We start from the raw sequence: 20,003 nt of genomic DNA on the forward strand, positions 1-20,003 counted from the left end.
TTTATTGGTTTGTACTTTTCGTTTGTTTGATACTTTTAGTACTCCTTTCCGGTGTATCGGCCTTGTCAACCAATTCATCATCAAAAAGCATTCTAACTGAAGGGGTATAGGTGTCGTCGTACTGTCCACTTTTGACCGATAGGACAAAGACAGCAAAAAAGACCACGGCCACCGATATACTTATGGCCAATAACACATAAATGACACTCATACCTGTTTGAATTTCGGGGTAAAACTACTGTGGTGATTTGGTGAAAAAAATGACATATATCAGCTTTCTAATTATTTTAATCGTTTTCCTAAAAAATTGGTGCAAAGCGTTGTAAACACCACAATACTAATGGAACTCAAGGGCATTAAAATGGCTGCAATGACGGGCTGCAACTGACCGGTTACAGCAAAATAGAGTCCTACGAGGTTGTAGCACAATGAAAAAAGGAAACTCATTTTTATGATTTTCATGGACTTTTGGGAAAGTTCCAAGAAAGTGGGCAGCTTGGTAAAGTTGGATGCATCCAGTATACCATCACAGGCCGGGGAAAAGACATTCACATTTTCCGAAACAGCCACCCCCACATCGCTCTGCGCCAAGGCGCCGGCATCGTTCAATCCATCACCCACCATAAGCACCTTATGATTCTTCTGTAACTCTTGAATGTGTTCCAACTTATTTTCTGGCTTTTGGTTGAAGAGCATCTGGGTATTGTTTGGGAATATGTCCTGTAATTGTGCCCTTTCCCCATCGTTATCACCAGAAAGGATGCCCAATTCCATTTTATTGCCCAATTGAGCAAATACCTCTTTCAACCCATCCCGATAGTTGTTCTTGAACACAAAACGGCCTTTTACATCTTCATCTGAGCTTACATAGACCTCGGTATTCGTTAAAGAGCTGGATGTTTTACTGCCCACATAGGCTGCAGAACCTACTTTTATGGAATGTTGTTTCGCTCTTCCCTCAATGCCCTTTCCGGTATCTTCTTGGAATTCATCCAGCGTCATGATGGCATTGGACTTTAAAATGTCATACAAGTAACGACTCAACGGATGGTTCGAGGCCCTTAGGGTAGTTTTCAGCAAAGCTGTTTCCGTATCGGTCAATTCCATACCTTCATAAAAGATGGCATCCTTCTGATTGGTGGTCAAGGTTCCGGTTTTATCAAAAATAGCGGCATCAATTTTGGACAATCGCTCCAGAACATTGGTGTTTTTGAGGTAGAATTTGTGCTTTCCAAAGATGCGGACCATATTTCCCAGCGTAAATGGGGCAGCCAACGCTACGGCACAAGGACAAGCAATAATCAAAACCGCCGTAAAGACGTTCAAGGCCAAGCTAGGGTCATGAAAAAGCCAGAAAATCGTTGCCAAAAAGGCAATACTCAACACGGCTATGGTAAACCGTTTGCCTATGCTATCCGTAATGGTTTGAAATTGACTTGCCTTATCTTTTGTGAAAACGGAATTTCCCCATAACTGCGTTAGATAGCTTTGGGAAACGGATTTTAACACCTCAACCTCTAAAACTCCAGACAATTGTTTGCCGCCTGCAAAAAGTTTATCGCCCGGTTCTTTAAAAATGGCTTGGGCTTCCCCAGTGACAAAACTGTAGTCCACTTCAGCGGTGCCCTTTACCAACACACAATCCACAGGAATGATCTCTTGGCTCCTGACCAAGATTCTATCGCCTTTCTCAATTTTGTAAATCTGTACGTTCTCTTCCTTCCCACCGTGGTTCAGTCTGGTTACAGCAATGGGAAAATAGGATTTGTAGTCCCTCTCAAACGAGAGATAGGCATAGGTCTTTTGCTGAAAGAATTTCCCCAACAACAAGAAAAACACCAATCCGGTTAGGCTGTCAAAAAAGCCAGAACCCAAATCAAAGGCAATATCAATAGTACTTCGCACAAAAAGTGTGAGTACTCCCAAGGCAATGGGCACATCAATATTCAATAATTTGGACCGCAATCCCTTGTAGGCAGATATAAAATAATCTTGCGCCGCATAAAAGACGACGGGCAGGGAAAAGACAAACATCAACCATCGAAAGACCTGCTTATATTGCTCCAACCAAAATTCTTCCACCTCAAAATATTCGGGGAATGAAAGCAACATAACGTTTCCAAAGGCGAATCCCGCCACGCCCAATTTATAGATCAGGGAGCGGTCCACCTTATTTTCCTGCTTGGCATAACTATCCAACGAAATGTTAGGTTCATATCCAATGCTCCCCAAGAGCAGCACCAGGGCTTTTAGTGAAAACCCATCTGTTTTGTAGGTAGCGCGAATGGTCTTTTTGGGAAAATCAACCTGGGAAGCTACAATGGATGGATGGAGCCGATTTAAATTTTCCAACACCCAAATACAGGAACTACAATGAATGGATGGAATACTCAGGCTTACCACTTGCATTCCTTCTTCATTGAATTCCACCAGCTGTTCCACAATTTCCTGGTTGTCCAGAAAATCATATTTTTTTTGAACTTCATGGGGTGAATTCCCTGCTTTGGCCTCTATGTCATAATACGAAGCGAGACCATTGGACGTAAAAATCTCATAAACGGACTTGCAACCGTTGCAACAAAAGTCCTTCTCATCAAACTGCACCACATTTCTTCCGCAGTCATCTCCACAATGATAACAGCTTATATTTGTCATTTACATTTGCTTTACCTGGCACAAATGTGCAATAGTCTTCTCTCTGAAAACATGACATTTATCAGTTTTTAATCAAGGGATTACCCCTACATTTGTAGTGTCAGGTAAATTAAAGTCAGTTATGGAAAGTAGATGTGAGAATTGTATTGTTCGACAATTTAATTCCTTACGGGCCATGAGCAAGGAGGAACTTAAAAAGGTTTCCGATTCCAAGACCACCAAGATTATTAAGAAGGGTCAACCACTTTTTGAAGAAGGCGACAAACTTAATGGGGTGTATTGTGTCCGGAATGGAGTTTCCAAACTTTCCAAGCTGAGTGCCAAGGGCAAGGACCAGATTGTAAAACTGGCATCTAAAGGTGAAGTAATGGGGCAACGATCTGTGATCTCGGAAGAAGTCACCAATCTCTCTGCCATTGCTGTTAGCGATATGGAGGTCTGTTTTATTCCAAAGGATAGCATTACCCATACCCTTCAATCCAATCCCAATTTTACTTTAGAAGTATTGCGCCACATGGCCCACGATCTTAAGGAGGCCGACGATGTTATTGTCAACATCTCACAAAAGACCGTTAAGCAACGAATTGCCGAGGCTTTCCTTTATCTTAAAAACAACTTTGGAGAAGACGAGGATGGTTTTTTGGCCCTGACCCTTTCAAGAGAGGATATTTCCAATGTAGTGGGAACGGCCACTGAATCTGCCATCAGAATCATCTCTGAATTCAAGAAAAAAGGGGTGATTCGCACCTCTGGCAAGAAAATCGGCATCAAAGATGAGTGCAAACTTAAGGAGCTCGTTGAGGGCTTTTAAAGCATCTATTTTCAAAAGCTGATAATTGTCATAGAATTCCCTTGGGCATAGCGGTAATTTTATAGCATCTTAATCTTAGTTAGATGCAAAAGATTTTAATCCCTACAGATTTCTCGGAAAATGCATGGAATGCCATTGATTACACCATGCAATTGTTTCGCAATAAGCGTTGTACATTTTACCTGCTCAATACGTACACGCCCGTAATTCCAAGCAGTAGGTTCATGGCCAAAATGATTGACGGTGAGCGCATTGTTGATGCCGTAAGGGACGCCTCGGAGAGAAGTCTAAAAAAAACGGTAGACCGAATAAAGAGCAAATATGGGAATCCGAACCATAACTTTGAGACCGTTTCCTCATTTAATCTATTGGTTGAAGAAGTTAAGAGCCTTGTGGATTCTTTGGGAATCCATTTGGTGGTCACCGGCACTAAGGGTGCCTCGGGCATAGATGAGGTTTTTATGGGCAGCAATACGGTCCGGATTATTAAGAACACCAAAAAATGTCCTGTTTTGGCGATACCCCGCCATTTCGAGTTCATCACCCCGTCAGAAATTGCATTTGCTACGGATTTTAATCGTTTTTATACCATTTCGGAGCTTATCCCCTTGATAGAAATGGCCAACATGTTCAACGCTAGTATACGGATTGTGCATGTGCAAGATGGCATAAAGGCCCTGACTGAACTACAACAGTTCAACCTCAACATGTTGCGCAGGTATTTAAAAGATGTGGAACATTACGTGCATACCGTTTCAGAAATCCATTCTGTTTCACAAACCTTGGAAATTTTCTCCAAGGAACTGGACATCCATTTGCTGGCCCTGCTCAACTATCAGCATGGCTATATGGAAAAAATGACCCGGAAGCCCATTGTAAAAAGAACCGCTTTTCATACGCAAATACCGTTGTTCGTAATTCCAGAATTGGGGATGGAAGGGGTTTCTCCGAGCGAAGATGATGAGGTACATGAACAGGCATACCATTCCTCTTAATTAACGAAAGGGTTCCTATCTTTATGCTCTTGATAATAAGGATACGGATTCTTCATGGACAAACAGCAACTCATTGATTGCCATCATAGGATAAAACCATTTATCCATAACACCCCTGTTTTAACTTCTCGTCTTATCGACACCATGATGGGATGTTCACTTTATTTTAAGTGTGAAAACTTTCAGCGAATGGGGGCTTTTAAAATGCGTGGGGCCGCCAACGCAATTATGCAGCTTTCCGAAGCACAAAAGCAAAACGGAGTAGTCACCCATTCTTCCGGAAATTTTGCCCAAGCGCTATCCTTGGCTGCCCAAAGCTTAGGAGTTAAAGCCTATATTGTTATGCCCAATTCCTCGCCGCAGGTAAAGATAAATGCGGTAAAAGGGTATGGCGGCATAGTGATGGAATGCGAACCTACATTGGAAGCTCGTGAGCAGGCATCCAAACAAATTGAAGAAGAGAAGGGTGCCACTTTTATACACCCCTCCAATGATGACGATGTTATTTTAGGCCAAGGTACCGCCTGCATGGAATTATTGGAAGTATATCCTGATTTGGATTATGTAGTAACCCCAGTTGGTGGTGGTGGACTGGTTGCCGGTACTGCTCTTGCCGTCCATTACTTTGGAAAATCCTGTAAGACGATTGGCGCAGAACCTTTTGAAGTGGATGATGCGTATCGCTCATTACAAAGCGGGCACATAGAGACCAATGCAAGCATAAATACTATTGCGGATGGGCTTAAAACACAATTGGGTGATCGAAATTTTCCCATCATACAACAACATGTGGAGCAAATTATAAGGGTGACGGAGGAAGAAATTGTAGCAGCGATGCGATTGCTCTGGGAACGTTTAAAAATTGTCTGTGAACCCTCTAGCGCCGTTGCTTTTGCCGCTGTGCTCAAGGAGAAAAATCAGTTCACGGATAAAAAGATTGGAATCATCATTTCTGGTGGCAATGTTGATTTAAATCATTTGCCTTTCAACAAGAACTGATATTATTTGGGGAAATGTAATGTAAAGGTGGTCCCGTCACCTTTGGTACTTTGCACGGAAATTTTTCCATCCATGGCCTCTACTTGGGTCTTGACCAAATAAAGACCTAATCCTTTACCATCTGTAGCCCCGCTGAGTCTGCCGTACATATCAAAAATCTTCCTTTCCTTTTCTGGTGTGAGTTCGATGCCAATACCATTGTCCGAAATACTCAAAATTACACCATCCTCCACCTTTTGGCTAAAAATGGTAATCAAAGGTGACAACCCTTCTTGTTGGTATTTTATGGAATTCATGATAAGGTTATAGAAAATGTTGACAAAATAGCTTTTGAGTCCCAAAATGGATTCCACTTGTGAGAAATCTGTACGGATTACCGCCTGGGTTTTGGACACTTCCTCAGAAAGCAACACATCCACATCCTTTATTACCTCGGCCAACCTAACCTGTCTGAATCTTTCCTTATCGGTATTCTTCATGGATAGTGAAAGGTTGAGGTCCTTAATGGTTTGGTCTAGCGCCTCTGTGGTATTCTCAATTTTCCTAACAATATCATCATTCTCCTCATCCTTGCCCCATTCATATATTTTTGAAAGCATGAGCAAGTTTGAAATAGGCCCTCGAAGATTATGGGAGATGATTCGGACAAAGTTTTGTAGTTCGTTGTTCTGCTGCACAATCTGCTGATTGGCCTGCACATCCTTGGTTACATCTTGTGTGGTCCCGGACACACGATACGGCTTTTTTTCCTCATCATAATAAGCCTTCCCTTTTTGGTGCACATAGCGCACTTCACCCTCATTGATAACAATTCTATGGACAATATCGTGCATCACATTTTTTTTAATGCACCGCTCAACATCTTCATTAAAAAGTTGTCGATCCTCCGGATGTATGATTTCCATTAGGGCTTCGTAGGTAGCTTCAAACTGGCCAGGCACTTGCCCAAAGATGCTGAAAAGTTGATCGGACCAAGTTATCTCATTTTTCAACATATCCCAGCTCCAATGGCCCACATTGGTTATTTCTTGGACCTCTCCGTATTTTTTTTCACTTTCCTCCAGTCGCTGAATATTCTCAACTTCTTGGGTCACATCTTTTTGCCAGATGCAACAGCCCATTATTGCACCGGATTTGTCCATATACGGCTGAAATGCAAATTCGTTCACACGGGTAGTTCCACTTTGGTCCACAGTGTGTTTCGCTGTTGTGGCATTGCTATTCAATGCGCGCTCACACCCTTTGGTACAAGAACTAAAAAAAATGGATTCTTTATAAATAGGTCGCAGATTCATCCCAACTTGGGGTTCACTACCCAGCTCCTCCTTAAACTTTTCCCGAAACGAATGGTTGAATGTTGTTAAGAGGAAATCCTTGTCCATCGCCCAGACCACATCACGACCATCCTCAACAATTTCAATTGTATTCTGTACTCTAACCTGCTTTGTTTTCACCGTTACAAACTTTTCTACTACCAATATAGCATGTTGCAAAGGGGAACAATTTGCCAACAAGACCTAAAAAATAGTTTTTTTGCTTTAATCTTTAGTTTGACCTAAAGATGTAATCAAATATCCTAAAAAAACACTTTTTTTTATGGCATTATGGACAAAATCTAAAAACAACTGAAATTGATTAACATCTAGGTGATTTGGATGCGGTCAACCAAACCTAGGTATACGAACCTTGAAGGTAGTCCTCCAAATGCTCAATACGCAATGGTTTTGTGATAAATTCCTTAACGTATTTTTCGTATTTCTTGGCTTCTTCCCTGTCTTCATCAGATTCGGAAGATGTAACCAGCAGCACTTCATTGGTCTCTGGAAAATCTTCCAAAAGCATGAATTCCAAAAATTCGAATCCGCTCATTTCCGGCATATTAATGTCGAGAAGAATTAATGTTTTTGTATTCGGGTTATCTCTAAATCTGAGGTCGTCAAGGGCTAGTTCGGGGTTTGTAAAACTCTTGAGTTTGTCTTCCATTCCCATTCTTCTGAAATGGATTGCATTCACTGTGTTTACAAGGTCCTCATCATCGACCAAATAAATTTCCTTGTACATAATAAGTCTAGTTGATATGGTTTTTTAAGCTAATTGCTCTTTTAAAGATATACTAAAATGACTAAAAAATTGATTTTTATCAATTAATTGAAACATCATTTATGGTTTCTTATTGTAAATAAGACGATAATACCACATCTTTTATTATGTAAAGTAATTCTTTTCTTACATTTTTTTCTTCAACCTCTGTTTTGAAATAAAATTTTAGTTCCAAGAGCCAAACTGGAAATAGAAGTTTACCGTATTTTTCAAGGGCAGTTTACAACTTTTGGTGTAGCAATCCATCTAAGGACCACCGTCCTCCACCCTTTAACATAAGGGCAATCACCAAAGCAAGAACCAAAAGATGATATTCATATCCCTCACCAATCTGGGGCTGCATATACCAGTTCATGTAAAACCCCCAGTGAAAATGAACCAGATAAACCGCTACCAACATGACTGCCCCAATCAAAAATGCCAAAATACGGGTAAGCAAGCCAAGAATAAGCAGAATGGCTCCAAATGATTCAATACCGATTACAGTGTATGTTAAGAAAGGAGGAATGTTCCACCATTGTTGCCAAGCCACAACAGTCCATGAGGGACCATGTCCGCCCCATATCCCGAAGAGTTTTTGCGCCCCATGGGCGAAGATGGTTGGCGTGACATCCATATCAGTGGCCAAAACCTTTTTTAAAATACCATTCATATCGTCTATTTAACCAAAAAAAAAGCCCGTCTACTTGGATAAACGGGCAATCAGCAATCAAGCAATCAACCAACCAAGAGTTTGATTATTAAGGAAAAATAGTATTGTAGAACAAACTAAAATTGTATTTATTGGACATTATCTTCCGTACGCTTTCTAGAATATCCTTTTAGTATTTTTTTAAAGTGTCGCTGTTGGAATTCGTAATTTTTGCGGTAGAATATCCATTTCCCATTACGTGATACTGCGGGTGAAAAGTCGGGTCCTTTACTGTTCAATTCCTCTATCTCCTTTGGCATAGTCCATTTTCCATACTGATTAAAAGAAATGTAGAGGTTACATGTGTTTTGCCAATCCTCCAAATCGAAACCCGTGAAAATTAAATAATCTCCGTTTGGGGAAATCCAAGGGTCGGAAGCATTTTTGTTAAATCCCGGAAACTCAATGACCTTTCCAACTTTGGTAGCCCTGCCTTCAAAAACGGTTTCAAATAAAGCAAAGTGCGGCCTACCATTTTGGATTACCTCCGCAGTATAAATGAGTTTCCCGTTTTCCGCCATTGCCGTATAAGACTGTTCTTCATCCGGAGTATTGATTTTGTGCAAGCTTTGTGGTTGTCCCCAACTTCCATTTTCAAATTTAGAATACCAGATATTGTTCTTTTCATGGGATTGATTACCGTTCAAAGGCCTATTGGAGTTAAAGAAAAGTATATCTCCCTTGGGGGAAATGGCCGGTTCATAATCTTTGTATTTTCCCGAGATTTTTAAAAGTACAGGTTCTTCCCATCCATTTTTTGTTTTTATTGACTGATATAAAGCCAATCTGGGGGCATCTTCAACATCGAGAACTCCTAATTGTTGTACTCTTTCTTTATGGGGAAGCGCCATGTACAATACTTTTCCGTCTGAAGAAAAATCAATCCCTTGTACCAATCGATTATGATTTTCTGGAAAGGGTTGAAATGCTTGTGTCCATCCAGAGAACCCAAGAAAAAAACACACCAAAGCAACAATCCACTTCATTCTTTGGGATTTCTGTAAAAATCAATTTGTAGATCATCAACCATCCATTGGTCACCGTTCTTTGAGTAGTACTTCCAAAAATGATGTTCCCTGTTTTCAATATGGAGCACAATCTTTTTATCCTTCTCAAAAAAAGTCACCAGATAGCCTTTATCCAACTTTTCAGGAGTCCCTTTTAAAATATGTGGCCCCATGTCCACATTGTATAGTCCCACGCTGAGCACTTGTTTTTCTTTTGTGTCATATCCAAAAAATCCCACTTGTTCAATTTTAGAATCAAAAAATGTTTCCCTGAACATGAACAATTGCCCTTCAAAATAAGGTTCTGAAGTCCGTTCCCCCTTTCTAATCATGGTTTGGGATGCTGGCTTGGTCATTTCCCATATAAAAGCACCAGACATTTGGGACACTAACCCATTTAGGTCTTTTTGCTGTGCTTCATTCGCCTGAAGGCTTATCAAGACCAAAAAGAACAGTGCAAATTGTTTCATTTAATTTTTACATTACAGGTCTGAAGTTTGAACATTCCTGTCCTACTATCACTCCAAATCAATTGAAAACTACCATCGGGTTTGGCCGTTAACCCCAGATAATGCCCCCCTCCAATAAATTTGTTGGCCACATCGGCATTGTCTTCGGTTCGTGGGTTGGAACTGACTTCGGTTATTCTAACTGGACGTTGAAAACGCTCCCCGCCATCCTTGGAAATGGAAAAATAGACATCATACGATTTCTGGTCGTCGGAATGTTGTCCATCAACCCAAGAAATTCCAACCACGCCATCTTTGTTTACAGCCACACTGGGCACATTGGCCTTACTTGGCCTGCCATTGTTAAAAAGGTCTATTCTTTTTTCTGATGTCCATGTTTTTCCTTGATCCATGGAATAGTTCAACCAAACGCCTTGACTACTTGACCCATCGGCCACGGCCCTGACAAAATAAATTCTATCAGTAAATTTTGATTGTGCACCCACATCCGAAGCCATTCTAGCGTACCCCCTTCCCAGTTTTGGATTATGGGACACCACGTAGCGTTCTGACATTTCTTGGGTTTTGGGGTTATAGATATTGGTCCAAATTTTTCCTTGGCCATGCATGGTGGGCACCACTACCCTACCGTTGGTGAGAATGGCCGGTTCACAAAAGTTAAGTCGCCTTCCTTGCCCATCAATAGTGGCCACTTTCTTAAAACTCACATTGTTTTTGGACTCATAAAGCACTACATCAGCTCCCATATTGGTATTGAATTGTACTGTAGTCAGATAAAATGCATCCTTGTGCCCCACCAATTTTGTTCCATCATGTCCATGGCCCAAACCAGAAAACACCTCTACCGATGAATCCCAATTTTCCCCGCCATCATTTGAAGTAAAAATGACCAAAGGAAATTGACCTTTAAAACTGTTAGGGGTTCCCAACCAACTTAAGGCTGCTTTCCCGTTGGGCAATAACGCCACCCATGGATCATACCCCCAATAGTTATGTGCAGTTTCTTTCCATGTTTTGCCCCCATCTTTTGAAACAAAACTGGACAATCGACAACTCTGGTACGGGTCATTGATATCCGTGACTACCATTGCGGCCGCAAGGAGATGGTTGTTATCATTTTGGTGGGAAATAATGGTGGGTTCTACCAAGGGATAAGTCTCAAGTTGAGATGGAATGGCAACATTTTTCCCTGGAAGAATATCCTTTGAAGAATCCAAATTGACAAACTCAGGAGAGGTCTGTGCCTTTCCCAAACATCCCAACAGCACAAAAAGAAATCCGCTAATACAAATCTTTGACCTTGTTCCCATTTTCAAAAATTATAGGGTTGCTTCCTTCTTGCCCGCACTGAAGCTTCAACACCCTGGTCAGTACTTTGCAAAATCAATTCCACCTGACCTCTTCCTAAAACAGGATGGGTATATTCTCCTATCAACTCGTTAGGGGTCTCTATTTCCAAAGTAAATTCAGGAAGCTTTTGAAATTCATTCCCCATGAATTTCATAAACTCGTCAATATCCACTCCCTCCCAAAGCAGATATTTGTATTCCCAAGTGGTCATGTCACCCTCAGAAAAATGATATTTTGTGGCAAAACGCCTTACTAAATCTCCCATGCTAAGAATAAAATTATCCGCCAATTGTGACCGCGCATAATCCTGCTTGCGCTTCCACGGATATTCCATTCTATTGGCCACATCTTGGGCTCGTCCAACCCCATAATATTTGGCAACTACTTCAAAAGAAGCATCTATTCCGGAAGAGAGTCCGGATGACGTAATGATGTGCCCATTGTTGGTATATTTTACATCATTCAAAACCTTAGCATTGGGAAACTGTGCTTTAAGGTTTGGTATGAGTGAAGCAAAGGTGGTGGCCTCGTTACCATCCAGCAATCCCGCCAATCCTAAAAAAAATGCGCCACTGCACACGGAAAACATAGTATCCGTTTCACCTGCTCTTTCTTTTAACCATTGTACAATCTCCATATCTTGATTGGATTCTGCCGCCCCGCCTCCAGGCACCATTATTATATCTACTTGTGGAAGATTGGCAAACGTATAATCGGGGGACAACCTCATATACATTCCTATTGCCTTTGCCTCGGTATTTTTTGCTACGGTGATAACATTAAATCCAGCATGTTCAAATACCGACATCGGTCCGGTAACATCCATAATGTCCGCACCATTAAACAATACAATGGCCGCAGTCTTTCTAGAAATCGTGTTTCTCGGTTTATCTTCCATACCTGTTAATTGAGAGGTGTACGCCATATTACATTCGCTGCAAATTGCAGGTGCATCAAACAGTTGACCATCTTTGGAACACCCGCAGGGGGGACAGACATATTGCACACTATATTTTGGGATTTGAATCTGGGGGGAGCTTTGAGAATAGGTGGCAAGAAAAACACCCAGTATACAAATAAAAAGCACGTTTTTTAACATGTTGGTAGAAATTATTTCCAACCAACTTACTACCCATACACTACCGTAAATTGTATAATTTGGACATTAACCCTTCATTAACAACGTATTCCAATTTAGCGAACAGCTTTTCTGAAGTATCAACCTATTCCCTCCAAGGATATGCATTTTCCGCTTTGATGGAATTCTTAATCTCGGCTATTTTGGCCGAATCAATCACCTGCCCGTCCCTAATGATCAAATCAATTTTTCGTACATGGTTGATGTCCTCCAGAGGGTTGCCATTGAGCAAAACCAAATCTGCTATTTTTCCTTGGGACACCGTACCATATTCTTCTTGAATCTCAAAAAACAAAGCAGGATTTATGGTAGCGGTTTTAAGTGCTTCGGTAGGTGTAAGTCCTGCTTCTACAAAAGCCGATAGCTCATTATGAAGGCCAACACCAGGATGGCACAAGGGGTTGGCACCCATATCGGTACCTGCAAGCATTCTAATACCCTTCTGGTTCATTCTATTGACCATTTTTAGATAAAGCTCGTAAAGCCGTTGCTTGGTTTTTATGAAGTCTTTATTATCCCGATACTGAAGATGGTCGTTATGTTCTGGGGTCCAATACGCCTTCAAATAGGGAGGCAGATATTCCACCAAATCTGCATCCTTTGGTATTTCATCTTCGTACCACGCATTTTTGTACCACATACTCAAAGTGGGGCAATGCCAAATATCATATTCTTTGAAAACACCATACAATGAATCTGCTTTGGAAGTGTTGAAGGTATTCAACCTAAAATCATTAAGTCGGTTGGAGCGCTCAATGCGATCATCGATAGCTTGAAGGGATGCCATAAATTCCTCGGTTGGGGCGTCAGAACATTCTTTGAGGATTTCCAACAGGTGCTCCTGACTTTTCATTCCGGTTTGGGCGGCTTCGGAAGGAGGTACAGTGTACGGCACATGGCCCACGAATGGAAAATCGATTTCATTGGCATAGTCACTCACGGCCAAATAGGTTTCTCTAGGTAATAGGGAATATATTTTTAGAAAATCGACTCCTTCAGCAATCAAGGAATCTACCACTTGTTTTGCTTCTTCAGGTGAATTAATCCCCACTGAACCATCCCACATGGGGTTTGGGCCATCTAATAAGGGGCCGCCTGCGAAGATTTTTGGAGCCAACAGCTTTCCTTCTTTGTACAAGCTGCACCATCGTTGGACCAATTTTATATCGCCTCCCATATCACGGATACCCGTTACCCCATTCACTACAAATAAGGGCATCAATCGGTCTTTTTCCTCCTGTTTAGGATTCATCCGCCAAACCTCTGGGTCATCTGGGTGGGTATGCATGTCCCATAATCCCGGAATCAAAAATTTGCCTTCTGCTTCAATTACGGTACCGACTTCATAATCCACATTGCCATCTGCTGTTCTAATATCCAAAATGGTATCACCTTGAATCAACACATTTTGATTGGGAAGCAATTCCCCGGTCTCCACATCAACAATAGATACGTTTTCAACCAAAATAGTTCCGGAAAGTGTTTCCTTTTTAGTGCATGAAATCAGCAGAAAACCTAAAGCAGTGGCAAATAACAGTTTCTTCATTGGGTTTAACTTGAGTGGTCGGTGATCATGTACCATTTGCCCTTAATTTTTTTCATGTTTACGGAAAACCAGCCTCGACTCAGTTCCTCCCTATCGGAAAATTTTAAATTGAAACGCCCTGTCACAAAATACAAGTTTGCACTCAACCGTCTTGTTTTGATTTTGTCAAAATACAATTTACCCATACGCTCTTTAGGGAAGTATTTTTTATAATCGCCTATAATATTCTCATAACCATAGGTTATACCACCCCGAGAGGCGGTTTGTATGGGTTCTGATACGGCATAGGCTTCCATATAGCATTCGATATTGGAATTGTTCCAACAGTCTTCCTGCCTTTTAAAATTTTGCCGGATGTTATGGTCATCGATTCGGTCCAAGTAGTTGTCCACAATTTCTTCAAGGTCATGTAAAAACTGCTGCAAATAGGCATAACTACTATCAGCGTTCACTTGAATGGCCAAGGCATATTGCCGATTTTGGGAATACTCCACATGCGACACATATCCTGGAAAGAATCCCGAATGCCCGTATCGGGTATCGTTCCTCTTGCTCCAAACAAAGGTTCCCAATCCATACCCATTATCAAAGGCTTGACCAGTTGACATGCTCACCGCTTTTTTCAGTTTAGCCTTGGTATCTTCATTCAGATAATCACCTTCATGGATGAACTTCAGCATCTTTGTTAAATCCGAAGGGTTGCTGACAAAACCACCACCAGCCCATTCAAACGAAGGGTCTAAAACCAGATGCCCATTTTCATCCAGAACCTTTTTAGGGAGACCAAATGGATTATTGGAACCCACATATCCTTGCGCCAAACCATTTATTGGATCCTTTTGCTGCGGTACCGTTAAATCTAACTGTAAGGGAACTAGAATCTGCTCCTGAATTAAATCGTAATAATCACGACCCGTTATTTTCTCCACAATCAATCCCAGTAAGATAAAATTCGTATCGGAGTAGGCCCAACCCTGCCCCACAGGATGCACCGCTTCTTTATTGGCAACGGATTGAATACAATCTACTGGTGCTCGCTTCTTTTTGGGGTCTTTTGCAAAATCTTCCAAAAATTCCGGCTGAAACAAATGTCTTGGCAAACCCGAGGTATGGTTCATCAGGTTGATGATTTTAATATCTGCATGATTAGGAAAAGTGGGATACCACTCTGTATTTCCCAAAAAGGTAGCCACTTTATCTTCCAAATCCAGTTTGCCCTCCTCAATCATCTTTAAGGCCACCGCAGCAAAGAAAATTTTTCCGACACTGCCAGCAGGCATTTTGGTATTTGGCTTCATGGGAATTTTTTCATCGGTATCCAAAAAACCAGCCGCCAAGGTAATTTGATGCTGCTCATCAAGCAAGAGGGAAAATGTTGCTCCGGGAAGTTGATTCTCTTGCACAATGTAGTTCAATTTGGCCTGAAGTTCCGATTCAAGTTCAGTATAAAATTCTTGTCCATAGACAAATGCTTGAAAAAATAAAAAAGCAATGAATGCCCTGAATACTGCCTTGTTTTTGCTTCCCATCATGTTTGGTGCTTGCTGCTGTGCTGTTGTCTCTTTACATATAGCTCAAAAAGCAAATCTACTCGGGAGTCCCACCTCAAAATTGTAAAAATTGGACAGAAATCAGTTCCAGCGCTGTGCAATGATGTTCATGAGCGCTTCTTCAGAAGTGGATAGTTTTTTTCCGAAAAAATCCTTGGGGGTCAAGGAAGAAAATGATTTAAACTCCCTTATAAAATGAGATTGGTCAAAAAAGCCTACCTCATTACCCAATTGGGTGAGGTTTAAATCGGTCAGTTGACCGTGTAAATGTATGGTGGCATTGAACCGAATAATACGGATGTAGGTTTTGGGAGCAATGCCCATGTAAAATTTGAACAAACGCTCCATCTTTTTGTAGTTGATGTTGAAATCTGCTGCCAACATATGGGAGCGTATTTCTCCCTTTTTCGCTTTAATGTGCTCCACCAGGGCAGAAAACAAAAGATAATCCGGTTCTGAATTTAATTTGGAAATTCGTTTCAAAAGAAACGTTTCCACAACCTTGATTTTACCCTGCACATAGGGTTGCTCAAAGACCTGTTCCTCCAGTTCCATTAAATCCTTGTCCGCCAGACCGTCCAATTCTACAAAAAGATTTTTGAGCTCTTTGTAGCTGTAATCCAAAAACAAAGGCAGTCCTTCTGGGTTTATCTTGATTCCAAAAGAAGTGGTCTTGCCCGGAGAATAGTAATAATTGACCGGTTTTGTCTTTTGCCCAAACAAACTAGTCCGGCTCAAGGTTATGGGCGGGCCCTCTGTGGAGGTATTCCGCCGAATGGAATTTTGGGAATCAATGAACAACAGTCCAAAAGTTCCGTCGGGCACCACAATATCTGTAATATCCTCATAGACCAAGGAGGTATCCACGGTAAAATAACTGTCGATATACCTTGAAAAAAATTGGTCTGGATAGTACTCTTTGAAATACATCTTAGCTCATAATTTTGCCGTACAGGTGTCCAAAAAGTACAATTTGTTACCCAACGCCCTTCTTAATTTTGACATTTTTAACATTAGCTTATGAGAAGTACCCTAAAAATGCCAAATAGGAATGCCCTACTTATTATTTTGATTTCGCTTTGCGTGGTTTCATGTAAAAACAAGAAAGAAACATCCGCGGAAGAAAATCCCATTGCTTCAGTAGAAGCCTTGGTCAATTTTATTAAAACCCAAAAAAGTGAAGACCAAATTGCTGAGTTTACCTTTGTTCAGGAGACCATTTTCTTTGACGAAAAAGGCCAGCCGCAAGATACTTCAACCTGGTATGAGGCCATTCGGTATCCCAAAGAATTCAGAATAGATTTTGGCGACTCCAAGAATCGAAACGCCAACATTAATCGGAACGACAGTATTTATGTATTCCGAGGGGATTCCTTGGTACACAGTGGTCCAGAAATACAGGAGTTTTTGATTTTGGAAGGCGGCCTCTTTCATTACTCCACTGCCGAGACTTTGGAACGGCTTAAAAGTTTAGGGATTGATACTTCAATTTTCAGCACTTCCACCTACAAGGAAAGACCGGTTTATATTTTGGGGTCCACCCCAAATGACACCAGCAAGCCCCAAATCTGGATGGATGCCGAAGAACTTTATGTGGTTCGGAGGTTCAGTCAAGGCAAACAAGGAGAGCTTTATGAGGTAAAATACGATGACTTTAAAAACATTGAAGGGCATTGGATGGAGACTTGGATTGAGTTTCATGTGGATGGGCACCTCATTCAAACAGAACGGTACAACGATATCGACCTGCACCCAAGTTTAGATGACAAGGTTTTTGACCCCAAAGCCTTTGGAACATACTACTGGTTCAAAAAATAGACTATGAAAATATTACAACCTACCTATCCAATACCTATTTTAGAGTCCAATGACTTTCTAATACAATTAAAATATAAAAATCAGTCAAACAACGGTGGAAGCTCACCTATTGAATAAAAAATGATTCTGGGAAAGAAATGGGTTGGCTCTGTATTACTTGGGATATTCTTACTTCCCATATCATCTTGTGGACCAGGAAAGTCTTCGGATGCATTGCTGCAGTATGCAAGAGGGGTCACTTTATTTGAGGAAGGGCTGATTTCCACCAAGGAAAACCATGAGAGTCTTTCTTACATCTCGCCACAAAAAGAGGTAATCATTTTTACGCGTAGCGATAAAAAGTACTCGAAATCCAGTCTTTATATCTCACAATTTTTAAACAATCAATGGACTCCACCAACAAAATTAGAGATTACTAAAAGTGACTATGAGGCAGGCATTTCCTTTAGCCCGGATTATTCAAAAGCTTTTTTTACCAATAAATTCCAACTTAAGAACGGAAATAGCACCAACTTATGGAACATCTGGGAAATTGAACATGATGGAAAATACCACTTTCTGGAAAAAACAGCCAGACCTTTGGGAAATCCTATTAATTCAGAATATCAAGATTGTTGTTTGACGATGAATTCCAACGGGAGTGCCTATTTTTCTTCCAATAGGGATGGAACATGGGATATTTATAGCGCTGATTATGTGAATCACTCTTTCCAGAACATTCAAAAATTGAAGCATCCCATAAACACAGATGAAAGTGGTGAATGGCCCAGCCATATTAACCAGGCCAATTCTGTTTTATTGTTCAGTTCTATCCGAAAAAATGGTTTGGGTGGAGATGACATCTATATGTCCCATAAAAAGAATGGTGCTTGGCAAAAACCAATTCTTTTAGGTGATTCCATCAATTCCAAATTTTACGAAGACAGTGCTTCGGTCACCTTGGACAGTAGTTATTTTTTCTTTTCAAGTGGAAAACCTTTTGATGAAATTGAAGGAGTTAACAATATCTATATCTCCAAAATTCAACCTAAAAAATAAACCTCAAAATCAGTCTTTTTTAATCTTGGCTATCAAGGCCAATGTCTTGCGCACATTGTTCTCCAACCCTTTGAAATCCCCATTTTGGATGGTTTCCCTGCTGATCAGTTGCGAGCCCAGTCCAACACAGGCCACCCCCGCATCGAACCAGCCCTTCAGGTTGTCCCCATCGGTGCTCACACCCCCAGTGGGCATGATGCTCGTCCATGGCTGTGGGCCCTTTATGGCCTTCACGAATCCGGGACCGTAGGTTGAGCCGGGGAAAAGCTTCACGATCTCGCAGCCCAGTTCCTCCGCCCTTGCTATTTCCGTCAACGAGCCACAGCCCGGGCTATAGGGAACCTTCCTGCGGTTGCAGACAACCGCCACGTCCTCCCTCAGCGAGGCCGTCACCACAAAGTTCGCCCCCAACTGCATGTAGAGCGAGGCCGAAGCCGCATCGGTCACCGAACCCACCCCCATCATCATCCCGGGGAGTTCCTTTAGCGCATATCTGTTGAGCTCCGTGAACACCTCATGGGCGAAGTCGCCCCGGGAGGTGAACTCCATCAGCCGGGCACCGCCATCGTAACAGGCCCTCAGCACCTTCTTTCCCACCCCGACATCGGGGTGGTAGAACAAGGGCACCATTCCTGTTCCCATCATTGCGTTAATTACTTCAATCCGTGTATATCTTGCCATTTTCTTCCGTTTTTATCGTGATACCCTTCCAGAGGCGTCGCCCCCCATCAATTTTTCCACTTCGTCCACGCTCACCAGGTTGGCGTCGCCCTTTATGGTGTGCTTCAAGCAAGAGGCCGCCACCGCAAAGTCCAGTGCGTTCTGGTCGTCCTCCGGGTACTTGATAAGACCATAGATCAGCCCGCCCATAAAGGAGTCGCCACCGCCCACACGGTCAACGATATGGGTAATCTGGTACTCCCTTGACTTGAACATGGTCTTCCCGTCATACAAGACACCCGCCCAAGTGTTGTGCGAGGCCGATATGGAGCCCCTGAGGGTGGTAATCACCTTCTTGGCGTTGGGGAACCTCTCCATCATCTGTTTGCAGACCGACAGGAAGGCCTCGGCCTTCACATGTTCCCCTTGTGTAGTGATATCGAGCCCCTCGGGCTTTATACCAAAATGCTTCTCCGCGTCCTCCTCGTTCCCTAAAACAATATCGCAATATGAGGTGAGCTCGGACATGATCTCCTCCCGTTTGGCATCATCGCAGTACTTCCAGAGCTTGGCCCTGTAGTTCAGGTCCGTTGATATGGTAACGCCCATCTTTCGGGCCACCTTAACGGCCTCTATGCAAGCATCCGCGGCTCCCTGTGAGATGGCGGGAGTGATCCCCGTCCAATGGAACCACTGCGCCCCCTCAAAGACCTTCTTCCAATCGATCATTCCCGGGGCGATCTCCGCCATGGCCGAATGGGCCCTGTCGTAGACAACCTTGCTCCCACGGCTCACCGCACCGGTCTCCAGAAAATAGATGCCCAGACGGTCGCCCCCGAACACTATCCGGTCCGTGCCCACGCCCCGCTTGCGCATCTCCATCAGGGCACATTCCCCGATATCGTTCTTCGGCAGACGGGTCACAAAGTCCACCGGGACCCCATAATTGGCCAGGGAGACCGCCACATTGGACTCCCCACCACCGTACACCACATCAAAACTGTTCGCCTGCGAGAACCTTAAAAATCCCGGAGGGGCCAAGCGTAGCATGATCTCTCCGAAGGTCACTACTTTATTCATTTTCTATATTGTTTAATGATTATAAAAATATCAATATTTAATCGTTGTTGGTAAAAAAGAAGAACGTACTTCAAATGCAGTACGTTCTTCACTGG

Annotated in this window: 19 protein-coding genes; 5 read left to right on the forward strand and 14 right to left on the reverse strand. The window is 42.3% G+C overall.

Going from position 1 to position 20,003, the window contains the following annotated elements:
- Position 1 precedes the first annotated feature (1 nt).
- Both ccoS and ACFOWS_RS01855 read right to left on the reverse strand, forming a co-directional pair.
- Positions 2-211 (reverse strand): cbb3-type cytochrome oxidase assembly protein CcoS, encoded by a 210-nt coding sequence (ccoS, locus tag ACFOWS_RS01850; protein WP_379762224.1) that lies wholly within the window; start codon positions 209-211, stop codon positions 2-4.
- 71 nt (positions 212-282) lie between these two features.
- Positions 283-2,655 carry a heavy metal translocating P-type ATPase gene (locus ACFOWS_RS01855; RefSeq protein WP_379762225.1) on the reverse strand — a complete coding sequence of 791 codons (2,373 nt, stop codon included), beginning with the start codon at positions 2,653-2,655 and terminating at the stop codon, positions 283-285.
- 121 nt (positions 2,656-2,776) lie between these two features.
- On the opposite strand from ACFOWS_RS01855, the gene ACFOWS_RS01860 reads away from it, so the two are divergent.
- The 3 genes from ACFOWS_RS01860 to ACFOWS_RS01870 all read left to right on the forward strand — a co-directional run bounded on the left by ACFOWS_RS01860 (position 2,777) and on the right by ACFOWS_RS01870 (position 5,460).
- Complete coding sequence (locus tag ACFOWS_RS01860) at positions 2,777-3,466, forward strand: Crp/Fnr family transcriptional regulator (protein ID WP_379762226.1); 690 nt, start codon at positions 2,777-2,779, stop codon at positions 3,464-3,466.
- An 83-nt stretch (positions 3,467-3,549) separates the two neighbouring features.
- Complete coding sequence (locus ACFOWS_RS01865; protein ID WP_379762227.1) at positions 3,550-4,461, forward strand: universal stress protein; 912 nt, start codon at positions 3,550-3,552, stop codon at positions 4,459-4,461.
- 54 nt (positions 4,462-4,515) lie between these two features.
- A complete protein-coding gene (locus ACFOWS_RS01870) occupies positions 4,516-5,460 on the forward strand; it encodes a threonine ammonia-lyase (RefSeq protein WP_379762229.1) in 945 nt (314 codons plus the stop codon).
- Between the two features lie 2 nt (positions 5,461-5,462).
- Here the strand turns inward: ACFOWS_RS01870 and ACFOWS_RS01875 are convergent, their stop codons facing one another.
- From ACFOWS_RS01875 to ACFOWS_RS01920, 10 genes are all read right to left on the reverse strand, one after another.
- Entirely contained in the window at positions 5,463-6,914 is a 1,452-nt protein-coding gene (locus tag ACFOWS_RS01875) for an ATP-binding protein (RefSeq protein WP_379762230.1), read from the reverse strand.
- Positions 6,915-7,131: 217 nt separating this feature from the next.
- The gene (locus ACFOWS_RS01880; RefSeq protein ID WP_366585206.1) at positions 7,132-7,521 is read right to left on the reverse strand and encodes a response regulator; all 390 of its coding nucleotides are present in this window, start codon (positions 7,519-7,521) and stop codon (positions 7,132-7,134) included.
- A 259-nt stretch (positions 7,522-7,780) separates the two neighbouring features.
- Positions 7,781-8,212, reverse strand: coding sequence for a DoxX family protein (locus ACFOWS_RS01885; protein WP_379762231.1), 432 nt, complete (start codon positions 8,210-8,212; stop codon positions 7,781-7,783).
- A gap of 128 nt (positions 8,213-8,340) precedes the next feature.
- Positions 8,341-9,237 carry a hypothetical protein gene (locus ACFOWS_RS01890; RefSeq protein WP_379762233.1) on the reverse strand — a complete coding sequence of 299 codons (897 nt, stop codon included), beginning with the start codon at positions 9,235-9,237 and terminating at the stop codon, positions 8,341-8,343.
- Positions 9,234-9,728, reverse strand: coding sequence for a hypothetical protein (locus tag ACFOWS_RS01895; protein ID WP_379762235.1), 495 nt, complete (start codon positions 9,726-9,728; stop codon positions 9,234-9,236). Before ACFOWS_RS01895 ends, ACFOWS_RS01890 begins: the two co-directional genes overlap by 4 nt.
- Complete coding sequence (locus ACFOWS_RS01900; RefSeq protein WP_379762237.1) at positions 9,725-11,038, reverse strand: sialidase family protein; 1,314 nt, start codon at positions 11,036-11,038, stop codon at positions 9,725-9,727. Before ACFOWS_RS01900 ends, ACFOWS_RS01895 begins: the two co-directional genes overlap by 4 nt.
- 2 nt (positions 11,039-11,040) lie before the next feature.
- Positions 11,041-11,976, reverse strand: coding sequence for a DJ-1/PfpI family protein (locus tag ACFOWS_RS01905; protein ID WP_379762238.1), 936 nt, complete (start codon positions 11,974-11,976; stop codon positions 11,041-11,043).
- A gap of 325 nt (positions 11,977-12,301) precedes the next feature.
- Complete coding sequence (locus tag ACFOWS_RS01910) at positions 12,302-13,762, reverse strand: amidohydrolase family protein (RefSeq protein WP_379762239.1); 1,461 nt, start codon at positions 13,760-13,762, stop codon at positions 12,302-12,304.
- 5 nt (positions 13,763-13,767) lie between these two features.
- The gene (locus ACFOWS_RS01915; protein WP_379762240.1) at positions 13,768-15,294 is read right to left on the reverse strand and encodes a serine hydrolase; all 1,527 of its coding nucleotides are present in this window, start codon (positions 15,292-15,294) and stop codon (positions 13,768-13,770) included.
- 99 nt (positions 15,295-15,393) lie between these two features.
- A complete protein-coding gene (locus ACFOWS_RS01920; RefSeq protein WP_366585219.1) occupies positions 15,394-16,242 on the reverse strand; it encodes a helix-turn-helix domain-containing protein in 849 nt (282 codons plus the stop codon).
- Between the two features lie 90 nt (positions 16,243-16,332).
- On the opposite strand from ACFOWS_RS01920, the gene ACFOWS_RS01925 reads away from it, so the two are divergent.
- Positions 16,333-17,130, forward strand: a complete 798-nt coding sequence (locus ACFOWS_RS01925) for a hypothetical protein (protein ID WP_379762241.1) — start codon at positions 16,333-16,335, stop codon at positions 17,128-17,130.
- Positions 17,131-17,250: 120 nt separating this feature from the next.
- Positions 17,251-18,168, forward strand: a complete 918-nt coding sequence (locus ACFOWS_RS01930; protein ID WP_379762243.1) for a hypothetical protein — start codon at positions 17,251-17,253, stop codon at positions 18,166-18,168.
- A gap of 9 nt (positions 18,169-18,177) precedes the next feature.
- Here the strand turns inward: ACFOWS_RS01930 and ACFOWS_RS01935 are convergent, their stop codons facing one another.
- On the reverse strand, positions 18,178-18,849 hold the full coding sequence (locus ACFOWS_RS01935) for a bifunctional 4-hydroxy-2-oxoglutarate aldolase/2-dehydro-3-deoxy-phosphogluconate aldolase (protein WP_379762244.1): 672 nt from the start codon (positions 18,847-18,849) through the stop codon (positions 18,178-18,180).
- A gap of 12 nt (positions 18,850-18,861) precedes the next feature.
- The gene (locus ACFOWS_RS01940) at positions 18,862-19,908 is read right to left on the reverse strand and encodes a PfkB family carbohydrate kinase (RefSeq protein WP_379762245.1); all 1,047 of its coding nucleotides are present in this window, start codon (positions 19,906-19,908) and stop codon (positions 18,862-18,864) included.
- Positions 19,909-20,003: the final 95 nt, after the last annotated feature.

It is taken from the genome of Flagellimonas marina (genome assembly GCF_042651185.1).
GTDB lineage: Bacteria > Bacteroidota > Bacteroidia > Flavobacteriales > Flavobacteriaceae > Flagellimonas > Flagellimonas marina.

Coding starts and splice junctions, on each gene's coding strand:
- ACFOWS_RS01880 (WP_366585206.1), bottom strand. CDS start 7,521: ATGTACAAGGAAATTTATTTGGTCGATGATGAGGACCTTGTAAACACA.
- ACFOWS_RS01865 (WP_379762227.1), top strand. CDS start 3,550: ATGCAAAAGATTTTAATCCCTACAGATTTCTCGGAAAATGCATGGAAT.
- ACFOWS_RS01885 (WP_379762231.1), bottom strand. CDS start 8,212: ATGAATGGTATTTTAAAAAAGGTTTTGGCCACTGATATGGATGTCACG.
- ACFOWS_RS01940 (WP_379762245.1), bottom strand. CDS start 19,908: ATGAATAAAGTAGTGACCTTCGGAGAGATCATGCTACGCTTGGCCCCT.
- ACFOWS_RS01905 (WP_379762238.1), bottom strand. CDS start 11,976: ATGGAAGATAAACCGAGAAACACGATTTCTAGAAAGACTGCGGCCATT.
- ACFOWS_RS01925 (WP_379762241.1), top strand. CDS start 16,333: ATGAGAAGTACCCTAAAAATGCCAAATAGGAATGCCCTACTTATTATT.
- ACFOWS_RS01915 (WP_379762240.1), bottom strand. CDS start 15,294: ATGATGGGAAGCAAAAACAAGGCAGTATTCAGGGCATTCATTGCTTTT.
- ACFOWS_RS01900 (WP_379762237.1), bottom strand. CDS start 11,038: ATGGGAACAAGGTCAAAGATTTGTATTAGCGGATTTCTTTTTGTGCTG.
- ccoS (WP_379762224.1), bottom strand. CDS start 211: ATGAGTGTCATTTATGTGTTATTGGCCATAAGTATATCGGTGGCCGTG.
- ACFOWS_RS01935 (WP_379762244.1), bottom strand. CDS start 18,849: ATGGCAAGATATACACGGATTGAAGTAATTAACGCAATGATGGGAACA.
- ACFOWS_RS01920 (WP_366585219.1), bottom strand. CDS start 16,242: ATGTATTTCAAAGAGTACTATCCAGACCAATTTTTTTCAAGGTATATC.
- ACFOWS_RS01910 (WP_379762239.1), bottom strand. CDS start 13,762: ATGAAGAAACTGTTATTTGCCACTGCTTTAGGTTTTCTGCTGATTTCA.
- ACFOWS_RS01855 (WP_379762225.1), bottom strand. CDS start 2,655: ATGACAAATATAAGCTGTTATCATTGTGGAGATGACTGCGGAAGAAAT.
- ACFOWS_RS01930 (WP_379762243.1), top strand. CDS start 17,251: ATGATTCTGGGAAAGAAATGGGTTGGCTCTGTATTACTTGGGATATTC.
- ACFOWS_RS01860 (WP_379762226.1), top strand. CDS start 2,777: ATGGAAAGTAGATGTGAGAATTGTATTGTTCGACAATTTAATTCCTTA.
- ACFOWS_RS01870 (WP_379762229.1), top strand. CDS start 4,516: ATGGACAAACAGCAACTCATTGATTGCCATCATAGGATAAAACCATTT.
- ACFOWS_RS01890 (WP_379762233.1), bottom strand. CDS start 9,237: ATGAAGTGGATTGTTGCTTTGGTGTGTTTTTTTCTTGGGTTCTCTGGA.
- ACFOWS_RS01895 (WP_379762235.1), bottom strand. CDS start 9,728: ATGAAACAATTTGCACTGTTCTTTTTGGTCTTGATAAGCCTTCAGGCG.